Origin of the sequence: uncultured Sphingobacterium sp. (assembly GCF_964277905.1) — a bacterium.
Taxonomy (GTDB): Bacteria; Bacteroidota; Bacteroidia; order Sphingobacteriales; family Sphingobacteriaceae; genus Sphingobacterium; species Sphingobacterium siyangense.
Genome location: NZ_CAXYKD010000001.1, coordinates 247,338 through 266,770, shown reverse-complemented (window position 1 = coordinate 266,770; position 19,433 = coordinate 247,338). Strand labels below are relative to the sequence as shown.

Annotated in this window: 18 protein-coding genes; 8 read left to right on the top strand and 10 right to left on the bottom strand. The window is 39.2% G+C overall.

Annotation, left to right across the window (positions count from 1 at the left end; all coding sequences use genetic code 11):
* Positions 1-9: 9 nt before the first annotated feature.
* The 6 genes from ACHWSC_RS01040 to glyA form a co-directional block, all read right to left on the bottom strand.
* Entirely contained in the window at positions 10-513 is a 504-nt protein-coding gene (locus ACHWSC_RS01040) for an NADH-quinone oxidoreductase subunit B (RefSeq protein ID WP_046674041.1), read from the bottom strand.
* Positions 514-515: 2 nt separating this feature from the next.
* Positions 516-1,106 carry an NADH-quinone oxidoreductase subunit A gene (locus ACHWSC_RS01035; RefSeq protein WP_075991126.1) on the bottom strand — a complete coding sequence of 197 codons (591 nt, stop codon included), beginning with the start codon at positions 1,104-1,106 and terminating at the stop codon, positions 516-518.
* A gap of 335 nt (positions 1,107-1,441) precedes the next feature.
* Positions 1,442-2,782: a signal recognition particle protein gene (gene ffh, locus ACHWSC_RS01030; RefSeq protein WP_075991125.1), complete on the bottom strand. Its 1,341-nt coding sequence runs from the start codon at positions 2,780-2,782 to the stop codon at positions 1,442-1,444.
* Between the two features lie 133 nt (positions 2,783-2,915).
* Positions 2,916-3,611, bottom strand: coding sequence for a zinc metallopeptidase (locus ACHWSC_RS01025; RefSeq protein ID WP_088160292.1), 696 nt, complete (start codon positions 3,609-3,611; stop codon positions 2,916-2,918).
* A 442-nt stretch (positions 3,612-4,053) separates the two neighbouring features.
* Entirely contained in the window at positions 4,054-4,650 is a 597-nt protein-coding gene (locus ACHWSC_RS01020; RefSeq protein ID WP_075991123.1) for an RNA polymerase sigma factor, read from the bottom strand.
* 533 nt (positions 4,651-5,183) lie between these two features.
* A complete protein-coding gene (gene glyA / locus ACHWSC_RS01015; RefSeq protein WP_394675513.1) occupies positions 5,184-6,455 on the bottom strand; it encodes a serine hydroxymethyltransferase in 1,272 nt (423 codons plus the stop codon).
* Positions 6,456-6,740: 285 nt separating this feature from the next.
* Here glyA and ACHWSC_RS01010 point away from each other — a divergent pair, with 285 nt between their 5' ends.
* The 7 genes from ACHWSC_RS01010 to ACHWSC_RS00980 all read left to right on the top strand — a co-directional run bounded on the left by ACHWSC_RS01010 (position 6,741) and on the right by ACHWSC_RS00980 (position 14,407).
* Entirely contained in the window at positions 6,741-7,091 is a 351-nt protein-coding gene (locus tag ACHWSC_RS01010; RefSeq protein ID WP_046674047.1) for an iron-sulfur cluster assembly accessory protein, read from the top strand.
* Positions 7,092-7,306: 215 nt separating this feature from the next.
* Positions 7,307-10,720, top strand: coding sequence for an isoleucine--tRNA ligase (gene ileS / locus ACHWSC_RS01005; protein ID WP_394675512.1), 3,414 nt, complete (start codon positions 7,307-7,309; stop codon positions 10,718-10,720).
* Positions 10,721-10,723: 3 nt separating this feature from the next.
* Positions 10,724-11,110, top strand: a complete 387-nt coding sequence (locus ACHWSC_RS01000; RefSeq protein ID WP_394675511.1) for a TraR/DksA family transcriptional regulator — start codon at positions 10,724-10,726, stop codon at positions 11,108-11,110.
* 55 nt (positions 11,111-11,165) lie between these two features.
* On the top strand, positions 11,166-11,816 hold the full coding sequence (locus ACHWSC_RS00995) for a lipoprotein signal peptidase (RefSeq protein ID WP_075991120.1): 651 nt from the start codon (positions 11,166-11,168) through the stop codon (positions 11,814-11,816).
* Between the two features lie 89 nt (positions 11,817-11,905).
* A complete protein-coding gene (locus tag ACHWSC_RS00990; RefSeq protein ID WP_394675510.1) occupies positions 11,906-12,850 on the top strand; it encodes a M20/M25/M40 family metallo-hydrolase in 945 nt (314 codons plus the stop codon).
* Between the two features lie 100 nt (positions 12,851-12,950).
* Positions 12,951-13,865 (top strand): SDR family oxidoreductase, encoded by a 915-nt coding sequence (locus ACHWSC_RS00985; RefSeq protein ID WP_120333470.1) that lies wholly within the window; start codon positions 12,951-12,953, stop codon positions 13,863-13,865.
* Positions 13,866-13,879: 14 nt separating this feature from the next.
* Complete coding sequence (locus tag ACHWSC_RS00980) at positions 13,880-14,407, top strand: acyl-CoA thioesterase (RefSeq protein ID WP_394675509.1); 528 nt, start codon at positions 13,880-13,882, stop codon at positions 14,405-14,407.
* Positions 14,408-14,515: 108 nt separating this feature from the next.
* On the opposite strand, the gene ACHWSC_RS00975 is transcribed toward ACHWSC_RS00980, so the two are convergent.
* From ACHWSC_RS00975 to ACHWSC_RS00960, 4 genes are all read right to left on the bottom strand, one after another.
* The gene (locus tag ACHWSC_RS00975) at positions 14,516-14,923 is read right to left on the bottom strand and encodes an EVE domain-containing protein (RefSeq protein ID WP_075991117.1); all 408 of its coding nucleotides are present in this window, start codon (positions 14,921-14,923) and stop codon (positions 14,516-14,518) included.
* Positions 14,924-14,950: 27 nt separating this feature from the next.
* The gene (gldC, locus tag ACHWSC_RS00970; RefSeq protein WP_088160288.1) at positions 14,951-15,301 is read right to left on the bottom strand and encodes a gliding motility protein GldC; all 351 of its coding nucleotides are present in this window, start codon (positions 15,299-15,301) and stop codon (positions 14,951-14,953) included.
* Between the two features lie 104 nt (positions 15,302-15,405).
* On the bottom strand, positions 15,406-15,651 hold the full coding sequence (locus ACHWSC_RS00965) for a hypothetical protein (protein WP_394675508.1): 246 nt from the start codon (positions 15,649-15,651) through the stop codon (positions 15,406-15,408).
* A gap of 6 nt (positions 15,652-15,657) precedes the next feature.
* Entirely contained in the window at positions 15,658-17,028 is a 1,371-nt protein-coding gene (locus ACHWSC_RS00960; protein ID WP_394675507.1) for a DEAD/DEAH box helicase, read from the bottom strand.
* A 176-nt stretch (positions 17,029-17,204) separates the two neighbouring features.
* On the opposite strand from ACHWSC_RS00960, the gene ACHWSC_RS00955 reads away from it, so the two are divergent.
* Positions 17,205-19,343, top strand: coding sequence for a S46 family peptidase (locus ACHWSC_RS00955; protein ID WP_394675506.1), 2,139 nt, complete (start codon positions 17,205-17,207; stop codon positions 19,341-19,343).
* Positions 19,344-19,433 lie beyond the last annotated feature (90 nt).

Below are 19,433 nucleotides of genomic sequence, written 5' to 3'. Positions count from 1 at the left end.
ATTTATCTTTTAAGCCTTTCCGCTGAACAATTGCTCACCTAACAAGCTTTCTTTGTCTATCTTTTTTTGCAATTCAATAAAAGCACCAATTAGCGCCTCTGGACGTGGCGGACATCCCTGGACATAAACATCCACAGGGATAACGCGATCTACCCCCTTGACCACATGATAACCATGCTGCCAATATGGACCACCACAGTTGGAACAAGAGCCCATCGAAATAACATATTTAGGATCTGGCATCTGTTCATATAGTTTCTTGATACGATCGGCCATCTTAAAGGTAACCGTTCCAGCAATAATGATCACGTCGGATTGCCTTGGAGAAGGCCTTGGAAATACGCCCATCCGATCTAAATCGTAAGTTGAAGCCATTGCCCCCATCATTTCAATGGCGCAGCAAGCAATACCAAAGCTCATAGGCCACATCGAAGATAATCTTGCCCAATTCAGCAAATCATCTAATTTGGCAACAATAACACCATTATTCTGCAATTGACTATCTAAACTCATGCTTACTCAGGTTTTTTAAATCGAGGTTTAAAGGCTGGTTTCGGCGTCGACACCTGTTCATCTACCGTTGTTTTGTGCGCGACAGTTTCATCTACAACCAGTGCATAATCACGCACCTGATAGGTCTTACTATTCAGGCTTGCATAGGCGCTATCCGGGATAGGTACAGGAACTTTAGGTAAGGACACATTCGGTTTAACCCATTCTAAATCGCCCTTTTTCCAGACAAAAACCAACCCTAGAATTAAAATGCCAATGAACATCGCCATTTCTATCATGGTAAACCACCCCCATCTTCCATCTGCTGCAATATATTCGGACTGTCCAAATACAGTGGCCCATGGAAAAATAAAAATAAGCTCCACATCAAAAAGTAAAAATACGAGGGCGATCACATAAAACCGTGGATTAAACTGAACCCAAGAAGAACCAATGGGATCCTCTCCACATTCGTAGGTACCAGATTTGATGGGATTATTCTTTTTCGGAGAGATTAAACGTGCAAGAAAAATGGTCGCACAGACTAACAGCGCCCCTATCAGAAGAATGATAAGGATTTTGCCGTATTCCGATAATTGCGCGGGGTCATCCATAATAATTACAAATTTAACAAATATTTCGTTCACTCGGGTGAGGAACTTGAAATTACGAATTATTTCTTTAAAAACAGTTCGAATTTTACGGAATCAACCAGCAGTATCCTGTCCGCAAGTAACATAGATTCATCTTGTACAGCGCATAGTAGAAACGAAAAAATTAATCAAAAAGGCAATACAATGATCAAAGCCTTCATGACTTCGCAGACACCAACAGCAATGAAAGCGGACTGAAGGTTCTTTCTGGCCAATAAGATCAGACACTTTCAGAAAAAAAAATAGGGCATCGTATAAAACGATGCCCTTCTTATGATGTAACTATTCTCTAAAAATTACATTTTTCCTGGCATTTTGGGCATATTACGCATCATTTTAGCTGCCATCGCTGGATTAGACATCTGCTTCATGACTTTACGCATATCACCAAATTGTTTCAATAACTTATTCACTTCATTAATATCAGTACCTGATCCTTTCGCAATACGTAAACGACGTTTTTGATCAATGACATCTGGATTTTCGCGTTCAAAAGGTGTCATGGAATCGATAATCGCTTCAATGGGTTTGAAAGCATTGTCATCTACTTCAATATCTTTCATTGCTTTACCAACACCAGGGATCATTCCCATGAGGTCTTTCATATTACCCATTTTCTTGATTTGTTGAATCTGGGATTTAAAATCGTTGAAATCGAATTTATTCTTACGGATTTTCTTTTGGAGCTCTGCAGCTTGCTTCTCGTCAAACTGTTGCTGCGCACGTTCCACTAAGGATACGACGTCACCCATACCCAAAATACGGGATGCCATACGATCAGGGTGGAATACGTCCAATGCATCCATCTTTTCACCTGTACCAATAAACTTAATGGGTTTATTAACGACAGATTTAATCGACAATGCAGCACCACCGCGTGTATCACCATCCAACTTAGTCAATACTACACCTGTAAAGTCCAGACGGTCGTTGAACGTTTTAGCCGTATTCACGGCATCTTGACCAGTCATTGAATCCACAACAAATAGGATTTCGTCTGGTTTTGTCGCTTCTTTAACTGCAGTAATCTCTACCATTAAAGGCTCATCGATCGCCAAACGACCAGCTGTATCGATGATTACAACGTTATTTCCATTACGTTTTGCTTCTTCCACACCGGCTTTGGCAATCGCAATAGGATCGTTAGATTCACGATTCACATACACTGGTACGCCCACCTGTTCCGCGAGCACTTCCAATTGATCGATCGCTGCAGGACGGTAAACGTCACCAGCCACCAATAATGGTTTTTTATTCTTTTTATCTTTAAGGTACAAGGCCAACTTACCTGAGAACGTTGTTTTACCAGCACCATTCAAACCCGCAATTAAAATAACTGTTGGATTTTTTCCAGTCTCAAGCTCTGTAACAGATCCGCCCATCAAAGCTGTCAACTCATCATTCATGATCTTCGTCAACAATTGGCCCGGGGAAATACTTGTCAGTACATTTTCGCCTAAAGCTTTTTGTTTAACATCGTCGGTAAAAGTTTTGGCAGTTTTATAATTCACATCGGCATCCAACAACGCTTTGCGAATTTCTTTCATCGTTTCTGCAACGTTGATCTCGGTAATACTACCTTGTCCTTTTAATACTTTAAAGGCCCTATCTAACTTATCTTGAAGATTTGAAAACATAAAATCTGAATCTTATTCTATATAAACAGCAAAGTTAAAAAAATTGTCTATAGTAACCTCATTAACACACCATAAAAAATGCGACTATAAAAAATAATCGCATTTTTGTAGGATAAAGTTACAATACCCCTATTTAATCACTTCTACGGCCACCGAATAAAATCGATGCATAATATAAAAGTGTCACCAACGCACTTAACGCTGCTACAACATACGTCATCGCTGCCCATTTCAAAGCATCTTTTGCACCGTCATGCTCTTCACCATTATAGGTTACACCAGCATGGTTTAACCATTCCAGCGCGCGGTTCGACGCATCAAACTCGACAGGCAAGGTGATAAAAGAAAATAAGGTCGTAATAGCCAGCGCCCCAACTCCAACAGCTAAAAGCCATGGGTTACCACCTTTAGAAAAAGCAAATAGCATAACGCCGAGCATCAATACCCATGAAGTCATTTTGGAAGCCGCATTGACCATCGGTACCATTGCCGAACGGAATCCCAACCATTTATAAGCTTTGGCGTGCTGTACAGCGTGACCACATTCGTGCGCCGCTACCGCTGCAGCTGCAACACTGCGACCACTGTAAACTTCAGGGCTTAAATTAACGGTTTTATCCGACGGATTATAGTGATCTCCCAAACGATCTGGGATAGACAATACCTTTACATCATATATACCGTTATCATTTAACATTTTTTGCGCAATCTCAGCTCCAGACATCCCGTTGCTCAAAGGCATTTCGGAGTATTTCTTAAATTTGTTTTTGAATCTTGTTTGGACAATTAGGCTTACCACCATTATTCCAATAAATAAAATCAAGTACATAGCTATTCAATCGTTTTATAGTTATAATATGACTATCAAACCTTATTCCAATCGTTGAAAAAAGGTATATGCATAAATTTCTAAGATAAAAAAAGTCTTTGACCTGACAAAAAGAACAGGTTCTTCTGATCTCCACATGACATAATTACCACATCATTTGGACAAATAACTCCGCTTTCAGCTTCGGTCCAACGAAACACTTACACTGATTAACAAGAATTCAATACGTATACTCATCGGTCATTTCCGAAGGCGCACAGTTATTTTAAGTTCGATCAGGGGAGTTTATTGAAAGAAATGGCTTTTGAAGGCATGATGCGCAAAGGATTGTAGCATTGCCTTAATTACAAACAAGCGGCAGGAAAATACAAAAGCAGCGATACTGCCTGTAATCCCAATTAGGAATGTAAATAAAAAGGGGCGTTTTGAAATGCCCCCTTTATTATAAATAGCCCATTTGCAGGGTAAGATCGGTACCTTCAATCATCTTACGTAAATTACTCAATGCGTAGCGCATCCTCCCCAAAGCAGTATTGATACTTACTTCGGTTATTTCCGCAATATCTTTAAAACTCATATCACAAAAGTGTCGCATAATGAGCACTTCTTTTTGATCGTCCGGAAGTTTTTGGATCATTTTTTTAAGATCAACATCAACCTGCTGTTTGAGCATTTTTGACTCTGCGCTTTCATCACTAAATTCGAGCACCTCAAAAATATCAAAGCCATCAGCATTCACAATATTTGGAGCACGTTTTGCTTTTCTAAAAAAGTCAACAATCATATTGTGCGCTATACGAATAGCCCAAGGTAAAAACTTACCCTCTTCATTATATTTACCGGATTTTAATGTGTTGATGATTTTAATGAAAGTCTCCTGGAAAATATCTTCAGCAAGATATTCATCTTTTACTTTCATATATATAGAAGTATATATTTTCGATTTATATCGATTCAACAATGCCTCTAGACCGGACTCTTGGCCACCGACATACATTTGGATCAACTCTTGATCGCTTTTACCTTTTAGAAGTCTCATACGTCACTTACTTTTTTAGCAGTTCGCAAATAAATTATCAGTTCTGTGTTAAAATGTAAATGTTTGCCGTATAAACTATCCTTTCTTATTGTAAAACAATCAATTAATCTAAAACCAAATTACCGCAAAATAAATGAGTAATCAAATTATTACAATTTATTTTAAGGTTTTTTAACATTTAAAAATAAGTTATCTGCCTCACATTTCCAAACCGAGCTCTTAAGGCAATTCTCCCAATCCCTCCGAAACAAGCTAAAACCAGCGGTTGTACATGAGAAGAGCAACACGCCAATGAGGCATTATTTAATCCGAACTTTATAGGGAGTTAATAGGGACCTAATAGGGACCTCATTCGGATGAATCCCTATTTGAACCGTATAAAGTACGGTTCAGGTTATTATATAATTCCCGTGATAAGTTAAATTGGTACGGACTTATACCATACATGTTATGCTGAAAATAGCTGTAAGAAAATAAAAAAAGCGGAACCACCGCATCGGTGATTCCGCTTTTTTTATTTCTAGGGGAATTTCTTATTTATACAATGGGAACTCAGCCATCATTGCTCTTACTTTGCCATGGATCAAATCCAGTTGAGCATCGTTAGATGCATTTTTCAATGCCTCATCGATCAATTCGCCGATTTGTATAATTTCATTCTCTTTAATACCACGTGTTGTAATTGCAGCAGTACCAAAACGTACACCTGAAGTCACAAAAGGAGAACGTGTATCGAAAGGAACCATATTTTTATTTGTTGTGATACCGGCTTTACCTAATACAGCTTCAGCTTCTTTACCAGAAATATCTTTGTTGCGAAGATCCACCAACATCAAGTGATTGTCTGTACCACCAGAGATGATCTTGTAATCTCTTTCTACAAAGAATTGTGCCAATGCAGCTGCATTTTTCTTTACCTGAACGATATATTCCATATACTCATCGGATAAAGCCTCTCCGTAAGCGATCGCTTTCGCTGCGATTGTATGCTCCAAAGGACCACCTTGTGTACCTGGGAATACAGCTAAATCCAATAATTGTGTGATTGTACGGATTTCACCTTTAGGTGTTTTGATACCCCATGGATTTTCAAAATCTTTACCGACCATAATCATACCACCACGTGGACCACGAAGCGTTTTGTGCGTCGTTGTCGTAACGATATGGCAATGTGGAAGTGGATCATTCAATAAACCACGAGCGATTAAACCTGCAGGGTGAGAAATATCAGCCATTACGATAGCACCAATCTCGTCAGCAACTTTACGAATGCGCGCGTAATCCCAATCACGAGAATAAGCCGAAGCACCACAGATGATCATCTTTGGTTTTTCACGAAGCGCTGTTTCTTCCAATTGCTCGTAGTCAATTAGACCTGTATGTTCTTTTACACCATAAAATAATGGTTGATAGATCTTACCAGATAAGTTCGCTGGTGAACCGTGTGTCAAGTGACCACCGTGAGATAAATCAAGACCTAAAATTTTGTCACCAGGTTTGATTGTCGCCAAAAAAACAGCCGCATTTGCTTGAGCACCAGAGTGAGGCTGAACATTTACCCATTCTGCGCCAAATAATTGTTTTGCACGATCAATTGCGATGGTTTCAATCTCATCCACAACTTCACAACCTCCATAGTAACGTTTTCCTGGGAGGCCTTCTGCATATTTATTTGTCAACACTGAACCAGCAGCTTCCATCACTTGTTTTGAAACAAAGTTTTCTGAAGCAATTAATTCAATACCTTCTTCTTGGCGTTTAAGCTCATCAGCTATTAAATTAAAAATGGCTTGATCTCTTTCCATTGTTTTTAAATGTTGTAAAGTAAATTTTGTAGTTTATTTTAATGCCTCAAAGATAGCATATTCCATAAAGAATATCGACAAAAAGTCCTATTTTATTAAATATTCTTAGAAAAAAAACCTTATTTATGCGAATTACCTAATTAGGTCAAGATCATTTTATGATGCTATCGGACCGAATAAGCGTACGAAGAATTGAATGTTTCGAAAATGTCAAAAAATTCCGGTCAAGCATTTTGCCATTAAAAAAATGTATTTTTGTATTGGATTGGCTAAAACACTATTACAATGAGTACAGAACATACAGCAGTTGCTCCTGTTTCTTTAACAGAAGGGGCAATCAAGGAACTAAATAAATTAAAGGATCAACAAGAAATCTCTGATGATTTTGGTTTACGTGTCGGTGTTGAAGGCGGCGGTTGTTCCGGTATGAGTTATATCTTGGGCTTTGACCAGAAAAAGGACGGCGATAACGAATACGAAATTCAAGGAATTCGCATCTTTATGAACAAAGCACATGGCCTATATCTTGCCGGTATGGAAATCGACTTCAAATCGGGACTCGATGCAAGGGGCTTCACATTCAATAATCCCAATGCAACAAGTACCTGCGGATGCGGAAGCAGTTTTTCAGCATAACTGAATTTCAGCAAGAATGAAATAACAAAGGGACTGCCATGGGTAGTCCCTTTGTCGTAGCAGATACTACCGTCGTTTTTCGCGAGTTGATCAAGGGGGAGATTTCAAAAAGTTCAACCTCGATTTAATGATATAAGCACAACAAAGCCCTCTTTCATTTTCCATCATAAATCACTAAATTAGCGACCTTTAGAAAAGAAGCATACAACAGTCTGATGTACAAAGAATATAAGCAGTTAAATTTACCCGAGATAGGTAAAGAGATTTTGACCCGTTGGGAACAGGAAAAAATATTCGAAAAAAGTATCAATAATCGTCCTGAAAGCAAGACCTATACATTTTTTGAAGGTCCGCCTTCTGCAAATGGAATGCCTGGAATTCACCACGTGATGGCACGTACGATTAAGGATATTTTCTGTCGTTACAAGACTTTGAAAGGTTACCAAGTGAAACGAAAAGGCGGCTGGGATACCCATGGTCTGCCCATTGAACTTGCTGTCGAAAAAGCTCTTGGAATCACAAAAGAGGATATCGGCAAAAAGATTACCGTAGAACAATATAATGACGCTTGTCGCAAGGAGGTAATGAAATATACCGATGTATGGAATGACCTAACCACCAAAATGGGCTATTGGGTTGACCTTGAGCATCCTTATATTACTTACAAGAATGAATACATCGAAACCTTATGGTATTTATTAAAAGAACTTTACAAAAAAGGTCTTTTGTACAAGGGTTATACGATACAACCTTACTCTCCGGCAGCAGGTACAGGATTGAGTTCGCATGAACTTAACCAGCCCGGCACCTATAAAGATGTTAAAGATACCACCATCGTTGCAGAATTTAGACTTATCAAAAGTCAGCTTCATCCAGCTATAGAAAAATTAGTTGACGACGATGCGGAGGATGTAGCATTCATTGCCTGGACGACCACGCCATGGACTTTACCGTCCAACACAGCTTTGGTTGTAGGCAAGAAAATAAATTATGTTAAGATCCGAACTTTCAATAAATATACTGGAGCTCCTGTATCTGTCGTGTTAGCGAAAGATTTGATCAGCAAACATTTTAAAGCGGAAGGAGAAAATGCGTCCTTCCAAGACTATAAATTGGGCGACAAAGTAATTCCTTGGGAGCTTGCAGCAGAATTTGTAGGCGAAGAACTTGTTGGCTTGCGCTATGAGCAATTGTTGCCCTATATCACCAACGCGGACTTACAAGAAAATGCTTTCCGCGTTATTCCAGGCGACTTTGTTACGACCGAAGACGGTACCGGTATCGTCCACGCTGCTCCTACTTATGGTGCGGATGACTTTCGTGTAGCAAAAGAACATGGTGTACCGGGCATCTTGGTGAAAGATGAAAATGGAAAAGAGGTACCTACTGTTGACCGTACTGGACGTTTTGTAAGTGAAATCACAGATTTTGCAGGAAGATTTGTCAAAGAGGAATATTACAGCGCTGAGGAACGTTCAAAAGAAGACTTCAAACCCACAGACGTGTTGATCTCTATCAAACTAAAAGAGGACAACAAAGCTTTCGATGTCAAAAAATATGAGCATACCTATCCACATTGTTGGCGTACCGACAAACCTGTTCTATACTATCCATTAGATAGCTGGTTTATCCGCACCACAGCAGTGAAGGAAGATTTGGTTGCATTAAATAAAACCATCAACTGGAAACCTGAAGCAACCGGTACCGGCCGCTTTGGAAACTGGTTAGAAAACTTGGTAGACTGGAACCTTTCGCGTTCGCGTTACTGGGGAACTCCACTTCCTATCTGGCGTTCAGAAGACGAAAATGAAGAAGTTTGTATCGGCTCCTTACCTGAATTAAAGTCCTTATTGGAAACTTCTTTGACCTCAGACGTTTTGTCTGACGATGAAAAAGCGAAGAATAAAGCTTACTTGGATAAATTCGACACCGAGCAACTGGATCTTCACCGCCCATATGTGGACGATATCGTTCTTGTTTCTGATGCCGGACAAAAGTTATTCCGCGAACCTGATTTGATAGACGTCTGGTTTGATTCGGGCGCAATGCCTTATGCACAATGGGGATTGGATCACGAAAAATTAGCCAAAGGCGAAGAGTTTCCTTTTAAAGCTGGATTCGATCATGCATACCCGGCAGACTTTATCGCTGAAGGGGTTGATCAAACACGGGGTTGGTTTTTTACCTTACATGCGATTTCTACGATGATGTACAAATCGGTTTCCTTCAAAAACGTGGTTTCCAATGGCTTGGTATTGGATAAAAATGGAAATAAGATGTCCAAACGCCTAGGCAATGGTGTTGATCCATTCTCGACGATCGATCAATACAGTGCCGATGCAACACGCTGGTACATGATCAGTAATGCCGCACCATGGGACAACCTTAAATTCAATATGGAAGGGTTGGATGAAGTCCGCCGTAAATTCTTTGGTACTTTATATAATACCTACGCTTTTTTTGCATTGTATGCCAATATCGATAAGTTCTCTTATTCAGAACCAGATATTGCTTTGGAAAAACGTCCCGAAATTGACCGTTGGATTATCTCCTTGTTAAATTCGTTGACCAAGGAAGTAGACGAATACTTAGCGGATTACGAGCCTACAAAGGCCGCGCGCGCTATTCAAAACTTTGTTGATGAACATCTCAGCAACTGGTATGTCCGTCTTTGCCGTCGTCGTTTCTGGAAAGGAGATTATACAGAAGATAAAATTTCGGCCTATCAAACACTTTATACATGTCTTGATACGATTGCGAAATTGATGTCGCCAATATCACCTTTCTTCTCGGATAGATTATTCCTGGATTTGAATTCAGCCACGAACAAGGAACAAGTAGAATCTGTTCACCTGGCGAATTTCCCCGTTTATAATGAAAGTCTAGTCGATAAAGATCTGGAAGAACGCATGGCTTTAGCGCAGGATATCTCATCGCTGACACTTTCTTTACGGAAGAAAACTTCCATCAATGTACGTCAACCATTAAATAAAATTTTGGTTCCGGTACTTGATAGTGCTTTCCAAGAAAAGGTAGAGAAAGTAAAAGATCTGATACTTTCTGAGACCAATATCAAAGATATCGAGTTCATTACAGATACCACTGGTATTATTAAGAAAAAAATAAAACCAAATTTCAAAGCTCTTGGCGCGAAAGTTGGTAAGGATATGAAGTTAGTTTCTTCGTCTATCCAATCGTTGACTATAGATCAAATCAGCACATTGGAATCAACAGGCGAATTGGCCCTAGCAGGCACGCCATATACGATTTTACTGAGCGATGTAGAAATTATAGCAGAAGACGTTGAAGGATGGCAAGTCGCGAATCTAGGTAAATTGACCGTAGCATTAGATGTACATATCACCGAAGAATTGAAAAAAGAAGGTTTATCAAGAGAATTGATCAACCGCCTACAAAATCTAAGGAAGGATAAAGGATTAGAAGTCACTGATAGAATTAACGTAAAGTTAACAGCTGCTTCAGAAGTGGTCAATGCTGCCAACGAAAATTTATCGTATATTTGCACCGAAATTCTGGCCGATTCATTGGTATTTGAAGATTCACTAACTGAAGGAGAGACCATCGAGATCGATGGCAAAGAACTTAAGGCATTAATCCAAAAAAATTAAATTATGGCAAACAACAACGAGAAAACACGCTATAGCGATTCAGAATTACAAGAATTCAAAGATATTATCTTGGACAAGCTTAGAATAGCAAAAGAAGAGCTTACCTCGTTGACCGCAACGCTTAATAACAGTAATGCTAATGGTACCGACGATACTGCTGGAACGTACAAGACATTGGAAGATGGTTCAGCTACTTTAGAAAAAGAGCAAACAAATCAATTGGCTGCTCGTCAAAAGAAATTTATCGACAACCTAGAAGCGGCGTTGGTGCGCATCGAGAACAAAACGTATGGTATCTGTAGAGAGACCGGAAAACTGATTCAAAAAGAACGTTTGAAAGCTGTTCCACATACAACGTTGAGCATCGAAGCGAAAAACAAACAATATTAATTTTAGGCATTAAATATATGGTCTTTGCTTAGGCAAAGACCATTTTTATAACACAATGAAGGGTTATACGAAACCGATCGCGCTCATCGTAGCGATACTTTTAATAGATCAATTGTCAAAAATATGGGTTAAGCTCACAATGACAATTGGACAAAGCCACCATGTATTGGGCAAATTTTTCCAGATTCATTTTATTGAAAACAATGGAATGGCCTATGGTATGGAATTTGGTGGTGATTATGGAAAATTATTTTTGACGGTATTTCGTATTTTAGCCGTAGCTGGTATTGGATACGGCCTGCATTACATGATCAAAAATAAGTATAACCGTGGTTTTATCTTGAATGTTGCCCTAATTCTCGCCGGTGCCTTAGGAAATATCATCGATTCTGCTTTTTACGGTGTCATCTTTAGTGAAAGTACCTGGTATGATAAAGCGAGTTTATTCCCAGCAGGTGGTGGTTATTCTTCCTTCCTGCACGGAAAAGTGGTCGATATGCTTTATTTCCCATTAATTCAAGGCAACTTCCCTTCTTGGGTGCCCTTTTGGGGCGGTGAAGAGTTCCTCTTCTTCCGACCTGTATTCAACATTGCCGACTCGGCAATTTCTGTTGGGGTGGTTTTGATCCTGTTATTTCAAAAACGGTATTTCAAAACAGAAAAAGAAGAGAAATCCAGCATCCACAGTGAAATCGTTGAAGATTAACGAAATATCCCTAAAAGCCTTGTTAATCCCAAGGCTTTTATTTTTTTGTACATATAACCCAATACAACTATCTAAACTCTACTATTAGCATGAAAAACATTAGCCTACTTCTGACATTTTGCGGCCTACTAGGAATCCAAATAGCACAGGCACAGCAGATCGAAGTTTCCAACTTAAAGAAACATATATATTACCTCGCTGACGACAAAATGCAGGGACGGGGAACGGGCAGTAAGGAAGTATTTAAAGCTGCAGATTATATTGAAAAAGAATTCAAAAAATATAAACTTCAGCCTAAAGGTGAAAAAGGGTACCGCCAATCCTTCAAAGCCAAAGTCTGGAAAGTAAAAGTTGCAGACAGCATTCGCAATGCAGATAATATCATTGGATTTATTGACAATGGCGCAGACTTAACAGTTGTTATAGGCGCACATTACGATCACTTGGGAACAGGTCGTCAAGGAAGTTCAAAAGATTCCTTAGGAGTAGGCAAAATCCACAATGGAGCCGACGATAATGCCTCCGGTACAGCTGGTTTATTGGAGCTCGCACGTTACTTTAGCAGCAACAATGAAAAAGAACCCTACAACTTGTTGTTTATTGCTTTCGGAGCGGAAGAATTGGGATTAGTTGGTTCCAAATATTTTACGGAACACCCTACCCTACCATTGGAGAAAATCACAGCCATGCTCAATATGGATATGATCGGCCGTTATAATCCCAGCAATGGCCTTGCTGTAATCGGCTATGGAACAAGTAGTCAATGGCCAGCTATATTCAAAGATGTTCAGGCACCTATAAAATTTAATCTTAGCAAGGATGGCAACGGCGGATCTGACCAAACCTCATTCTACAAAAAGAATATACCGGTGTTGTTTTTCCATACTGGTGGACACCCAGACTACCATATGCCGACCGATGATGCCGATAAAATTGATTATAATGCTTTAAAATCAATTTTAGATCTAGAAAAAACAGTAGTTGAAAATATCATGAAACAATCCAGTAAAATGGATTTTATATGGACCAACTAAAACAAAAAAGGCGGATTTGTGAATAAACTAAACAGCGCACTTAAGACCCTGCAAACGAGTCGTTATAAACAGGCGCTTGGATATCATTTAATTATTGTTGATGAAAAAAATTCTAGTGACAGGATCCAATGGATTCCTTGGCCAAAAAGTCGTTGATTTACTTGCTAAAAATGACCAATATGATGTTGTTGCCATTTCTAAGGGGCCAAATCGCAACCCAAATCAAGTGAATTATGCTTTCTTTCAGGTAGACCTATCGGATCGGGAAAAATTGACAGATTTTTTATCTGCACAAACTTTTGATGCAATTGTACATACAGCAGCTATGACCAGTGTAGAAGCTTGTGAAGCAGATCAAGCAGCATGTCAATTGCTTAACGTCGATCTCGTAGCCTATCTGGCTTCCTATTGTACTGCACATCAGACCCAACTGATCCACTTATCCACGGACTTTGTATTTGATGGCAAAAAAAATGCGCCTTATGATGAAACAGATCTCCCCAATCCACAAAGTGAATATGGAAAGAGTAAATATGCTTCCGAACAAGTGCTTGTACAATCCAACTGTAATTATGCTATCCTTCGCACGATATTAGTATATGGGATCAATGCTGACCCCAATCGCTCGAATCTAGTATTATGGGCTAAAAGTAAGTTGTCGCAAAATGAACCCATAAAAGTAGTCAATGACCAATGGAGAATGCCTACCTTTGTGGATGATTTAGCTTATGCTTGCCAACTCGCTATTGACCGAAAAGCGCAGGGAATATTTCATATTTCAGGAGCAGAATTAATGTCGATCAATGAGGCTGTCTACAAAATTGCGGACTACTGGCAGCTAGATAAAGGATTGATTTCGGAGATCAGTGCTGCCAGCATTGGACAGGCGGAGAACAGGCCACGGCAGACAGGCTTTGATCTGACTAGATCTAACGCTGAATTGGGTTATGTGCCGACGTCATTTATGGATTCTTTGGCAATCATAGATAATCAATTCAAAACGTTTGGACGATAATGACAAATAATGATATGATAGAGAAATTTGCGCGAGAGTCATACACTGAGATGAACGAATTGGTATTACCCAACGACACAAATACTTTTGGGAATTTGATGGGTGGCCGTTTATTGTATTGGATGGATATCTGTTCGGCTATTGCTGCTCAAAAACACTGCAGCAATGTCGTCGTAACAGTATCAGTCGACAATGTATCTTTTAAGCGATCCATTAAACTCGGTGAGGTCGTCACGATACAAGCTCAGGTAACACGTGCGTTTAATAGTTCTTTGGAGGTACGCATGGAAATTTTCGCTTCTAATTTACCGGAAGGCACCCGTGTAAAAACCAACGAAGCTTATTATACCTTTGTTGCTGTTGATGCGGATAACAACCCTAAAGCTGTGCCTGTATTAATTCCAGAATCAGATATAGAACACAAAGCTTACGAAGATGCATTACAACGAAGAGAACTGCGCCTTATTCTCGCGGGGAAATTAAAGCCTGAAAATGCAAAAAAATTAAAAGCGCTGGTCAGTCTTTTTAGCCAAAAGAACTAATGCTTGATGTTCATGACTTACATACTGGGTAAATACTAAAAAAGGGAAAACGATCGTTTTCCCTTTTTTTTATATCCCCATACACTGGGTCGATTTATTTGCGCTAGCTTACGCGTTGCCAAGCGCTAAAATCCGATCAAATTCTTCTGGCTTCAAAGGCATTACAGACAAACGTCCTTGTCTGACCAAGGCGATATCCTGCAACTGCTCATCAGCCTTAATGGTTTCCAACGTAACGGATTTCTTCAGCGTCTCTACAGGTGCCAGATCCACCACGACCCAACGCTCATCATCTGTTGTCGGATCTTGATAAAATTCCTTGACGACTTTCGCCACCCCCACAACTTCTTTTCCTTCATTGCTATGGTAGAACAGGACCAGATCCCCTTCTTTCATAGCTTTGATATTATTCCTAGCTTGATAATTACGAACGCCATCCCAAAATGTACGGCCATCTTTATTAAATTGTTCCCAGCTATATTTAAATGGTTCAGATTTTACTAAGAAGTATTGCATGGTCAAATTTCTGTTAAGCGTTAAAAACTATTGTTGTGGCATTAAAACTTCCATTTTATCTGCAAAATGCGCACAGTAATCACGCAAGTCGCCAATAACTTTTTCCGCCATCGGATCACCGCCTGAAGAACGGATAAAAGAGTCGCCCAATGTTTGCAGCGTTTCATAGAAAAAACGTTTCATCTCATCGTAGGGCATATCTTTAGTCCAAAGGTCAATGCGCATTGAATTTTTATAATGTGAATCCCATAGGGCTAAAAACATCGCTTTTGCAGGTAATTCCTCCGCATTATTTCCATCTGTAGAAGACCACATGATATTTTCAGGCACGTTGTTTTCATCTAACTCTACCTGTAATTTTATTTCAGCTTTTTTCATTTTAATATTATTGAGCTATTTATATTGAGCTATGTTTTTTGAAACAGGAACTATATTTGCCATCGATTCACAACCTAACTCGTCTTTATTTTTAATTTTACCTCTTACCCAAAGGTTACTCTGACAATTAAACTGGTGACACAAACGACTACCAAAAATGCCAATTGTAATAACCACATTTTTTTATTTGGCTTTACAAAGACCCTAAATACAATATCAATGACGGTCAATATCAACAACAATAGGATAAATGCGCCCCAAGTAAATAAGGCCTTTTCGTCATTGGGGTTTTCCATAACAAACCAGGCAACAAGGCATGCACTAGCGATATTTAGTGGTGTAAAGCGCACAATAAATTAACGTTTTTTAAAATTACGATTTGTTCCTCCCGATTTTCCGCCTGCAGACTTACTTTTACTTTTTGCTTTTGGTTTAAATCCGGAAGCTCGTTGTGCCTCCCGCATTTCTTTCTGTTTGATAACGTATTTTTTCTCGTGAAAAGCACCTTGGAAATCTGGATCATCTTTTCGTTTTTGATTATCAATCTCGCGCGCAATATCCTGTTTTTCATGAAAGGGTGTTTTCTCTATAAAGACATCCTCTGGTAGTGCGTAGACAGGTATACTTTGCTTGATCAATTTTTCGATTTTGCGAACGTAATATTTCTCGGCATCATTACAGAACGTGATAGCATCCCCCTCATTGAAAGCTCGCCCGGTACGTCCAATACGATGCACATAATCTTCTATAACAATAGGTACTTCAAAGTTGATCACATGGCTTACATTAGAAACGTCAAGCCCTCGCGCCGCCACATCCGTTGCGACCAAAATACGAATATTCCCTTCCTTAAACGCATTGATGGAGTTGATACGTGTATTCTGACCTTTATTGGCATGAATAACACGAACCTCATCTTTACCGTATTTACGTTCCAAAAAGTGGAAGACATTATCTGCTACCTGCTTTGTTTTACAGAAAACAATCAGTCGACTAAACGCTTCATCATCTTTCAAGAGATGCTGAAGTAAATTCAATTTTGTCTTTTGGTTGGGAACAACATATAGCGCTTGACTTACCGTCTTGGCTGGTGTAGCTTGTTCGGAAACCTCAATAATGGTCGGAAACGCTAAGAAATCACCTGCAATTTTGCGAACAAGCTCACTCATTGTTGCTGAGAACAATAAGTTCTGACGTTTGCGTGGCACAATTTCAAGTACACGGTGGATCTTACTAATAAAACCCATATCCATCATCTTATCGGCCTCATCCAAGACCAAAAATTTGAGTGATTTGACAACAATGTGCCCTTCCAGGTACAAGTCCAAAAATCGACCTGGTGTTGCAACGATAATATCCACTCCTTTTTCAAGTGCTTCTATTTGAGTTTTTGGTCCTAATCCACCATAAAGTACCACTGAACGCAAATCAAGATAAGTAGAAAACAGCTTAATATTTTCTTCGATCTGCATGGCCAATTCTCTCGTTGGTGTCAAAATCAACGCACGCGCATCATTTCCCTGAGCATATTTTAGCTTCATCAGCATCGGCAAAACGAATGCCGCCGTTTTTCCTGTTCCAGTCTGAGCGATTCCCATCACATCCTGCCCGGCCAATATTGGAGTAATTGCCTTCTCTTGGATCTCTGTCGGTTGTTGATACCCCGCCTCCGCTATCGCATTTAAGATCTGTTTATTGAATTTAAAATTTTCAAATGATTGCTGCATCTTGCAAAGATAAGGAAAAGAGTCCATTTGACTTTCCTTGACAACCAATACGGTACACATTTACTTTCAATTGACATAAAAATTGGTAAAAAGCATATTATAAAGTCTAATATTTTGGTTTTTAAGAGAATTAAAGCATTTTTGTACTGTATAAACAAACTTTTTATCAGGTTGATATGAAAAAATTATGGATGTGTTTGTTGTTCATCACAACAAGCTTTGCTGCATTTGCCGATGAGGGAATGTGGTTTTTAATGTATCTAAAGCGTCTGAATGAGTCAGATATGCAGAAAAAAGGACTTCGCTTAAGTGCCGAAGAAATCTACAGCATTAACCACTCTAGCTTAAAAGATGCAATCGTACAATTCAACGGTGGCTGTACTGCTGAGATCGTTTCTGATCAAGGCTTGGTATTCACCAACCATCACTGTGGATATGGTGCTATTGCTGAACTTTCTACACCAGAAAATGATCATTTAACAAATGGTTTCTGGGCCAAATCAAAAAATGAAGAGTTAAAGCCTAAATCTTTGTCGGTTCGCTTTTTTGTGCGCATGGATGATGTTTCAAAACGAATCTTAGGTTTGGTCAACAACAAAATGGCTGAAGATGAACGAAAAAAAATCATTGCTGCTGAAATTGCCAAAATTCAAAAAGAGAATAGCGAAAATGGTAAATATGTGGTTGAAGTAAAATCATTCTACCAAGGCAATGAGTATTATTATTTTGTATACCAAGATTACAATGATGTCCGTTTGGTGGGAACACCCCCAAATAGCATTGGAAAATTTGGCGGTGATACGGATAACTGGGAATGGCCACGTCATACCGGAGATTTCTCAATTTTCCGCGTTTACGCCGATAAAAATGGTAATCCAGCGGAGTATGCAAAAGATAATGTGCCTTTGAAACCTAAACATTTCCTACCTGTCAGCTTAAAAGGTGTTCAAGAAGGAGATTTCGCGATGATCTTAGGCTATCCAGGACGTACTAATCGTTGGATGCCTGCTGGAGGAATCAATCAGAATGTTAAATTCGCTTATCCAGCTTGGGTAGAAGCTTCTAAAACAGGTATGGATGCCATGAAAAAATTTATGGATCAAGACCAAGCTGTAAAATTGAACTACGCTTCAAAATACTCTCAGGTAGCTAATTACTGGAAAAACCGTCAAGGAATGATTGATGCTTTGACATTACATAAAACCGCAGAATCTAAAGCAAAAGACGAAGCTAAATTTGACAAATGGGCAAATAAAGCTGCAAACAAAGCAGAATACGGTGATGTCATCAAAACAATCAACGAATTTTATGCTTCGACAAACGAGAAAGCTAGACATGACAACTATTTAATGGGCATGTTGCGTTCTAGTGCAATTGCAGCTTTACCGAACACAATTGGATCAGGTTTAGAAGTATATACTACTGGAGATGAAGCAAGAAGAAATGCTATTCTTCCTCGTTTAAAATCTGCCATCGATGCAGGTTATGAAAAAATGTACATGCCACTTGAAGAGCAAGTATTGATTGACGAATTGAATCTTTATGCTAAAAAAGCAGGAAATATTGCACCATATATTGCAGAATTGGCTGCAAAAAATAATGGTGACTTTACGGCTTATGTCAAAGAATCTGTGAAGAACAGCATCTTCGCTTCTGCTGAACGTTTGAACAATTACCTGGAGACCCCTAACGCTGAAATTTTAGCCAATGACCCATTGTATAAACTTTCTTCAGCCTTACTTAACAGATACCGTCAAGTAGATCCTAGCTGGAAAACACAAGACGACAAATTTGAAGGTGCTTATCGTAAATATGTCGCTGGGGTATTGGCTTCGAATCCAAAAGGTAAATTCTATCCAGATGCGAACAGTACGTTACGTTTAACTTACGGTTCGATCAAGGGCCTACCGCAAGATCCCCGTAACGATGCTGACAAAAACTTTTACACAACGTTAAAAGGCACTATTGCGAAGTACAAAAAGGGCGACGAGGAGTTTGATTTACCACAACGTTTGATGGATCTGTACAATAATAAGGACTATGGTCGTTATGCCGACAAGAAAGGATATTTACCAGTGAACTTCCTAAGTGACAACGACATAACAGGCGGAAACTCAGGTTCACCAGTGATAAATGGCAACGGCGAATTAATTGGCCTAGCTTTTGATGGTAATATTGAAGCTATGGCTGGTGATGTGATCTTCGACCACAAGCTACAACGTACAATTTCAGTTGATATCCGTTATGTATTATTTATCATCGATAAATTTGCAGGAGCAACCAACATTATTGACGAACTTAAGATTGTTGAATAGTTTTTTTTAAGCTTTTTCGATAAAAAAAAACGAAATTTATTTTCTATTTGATTCGTTTTTGTATATTTAAGGAGTGTTTAGGAAAAACCA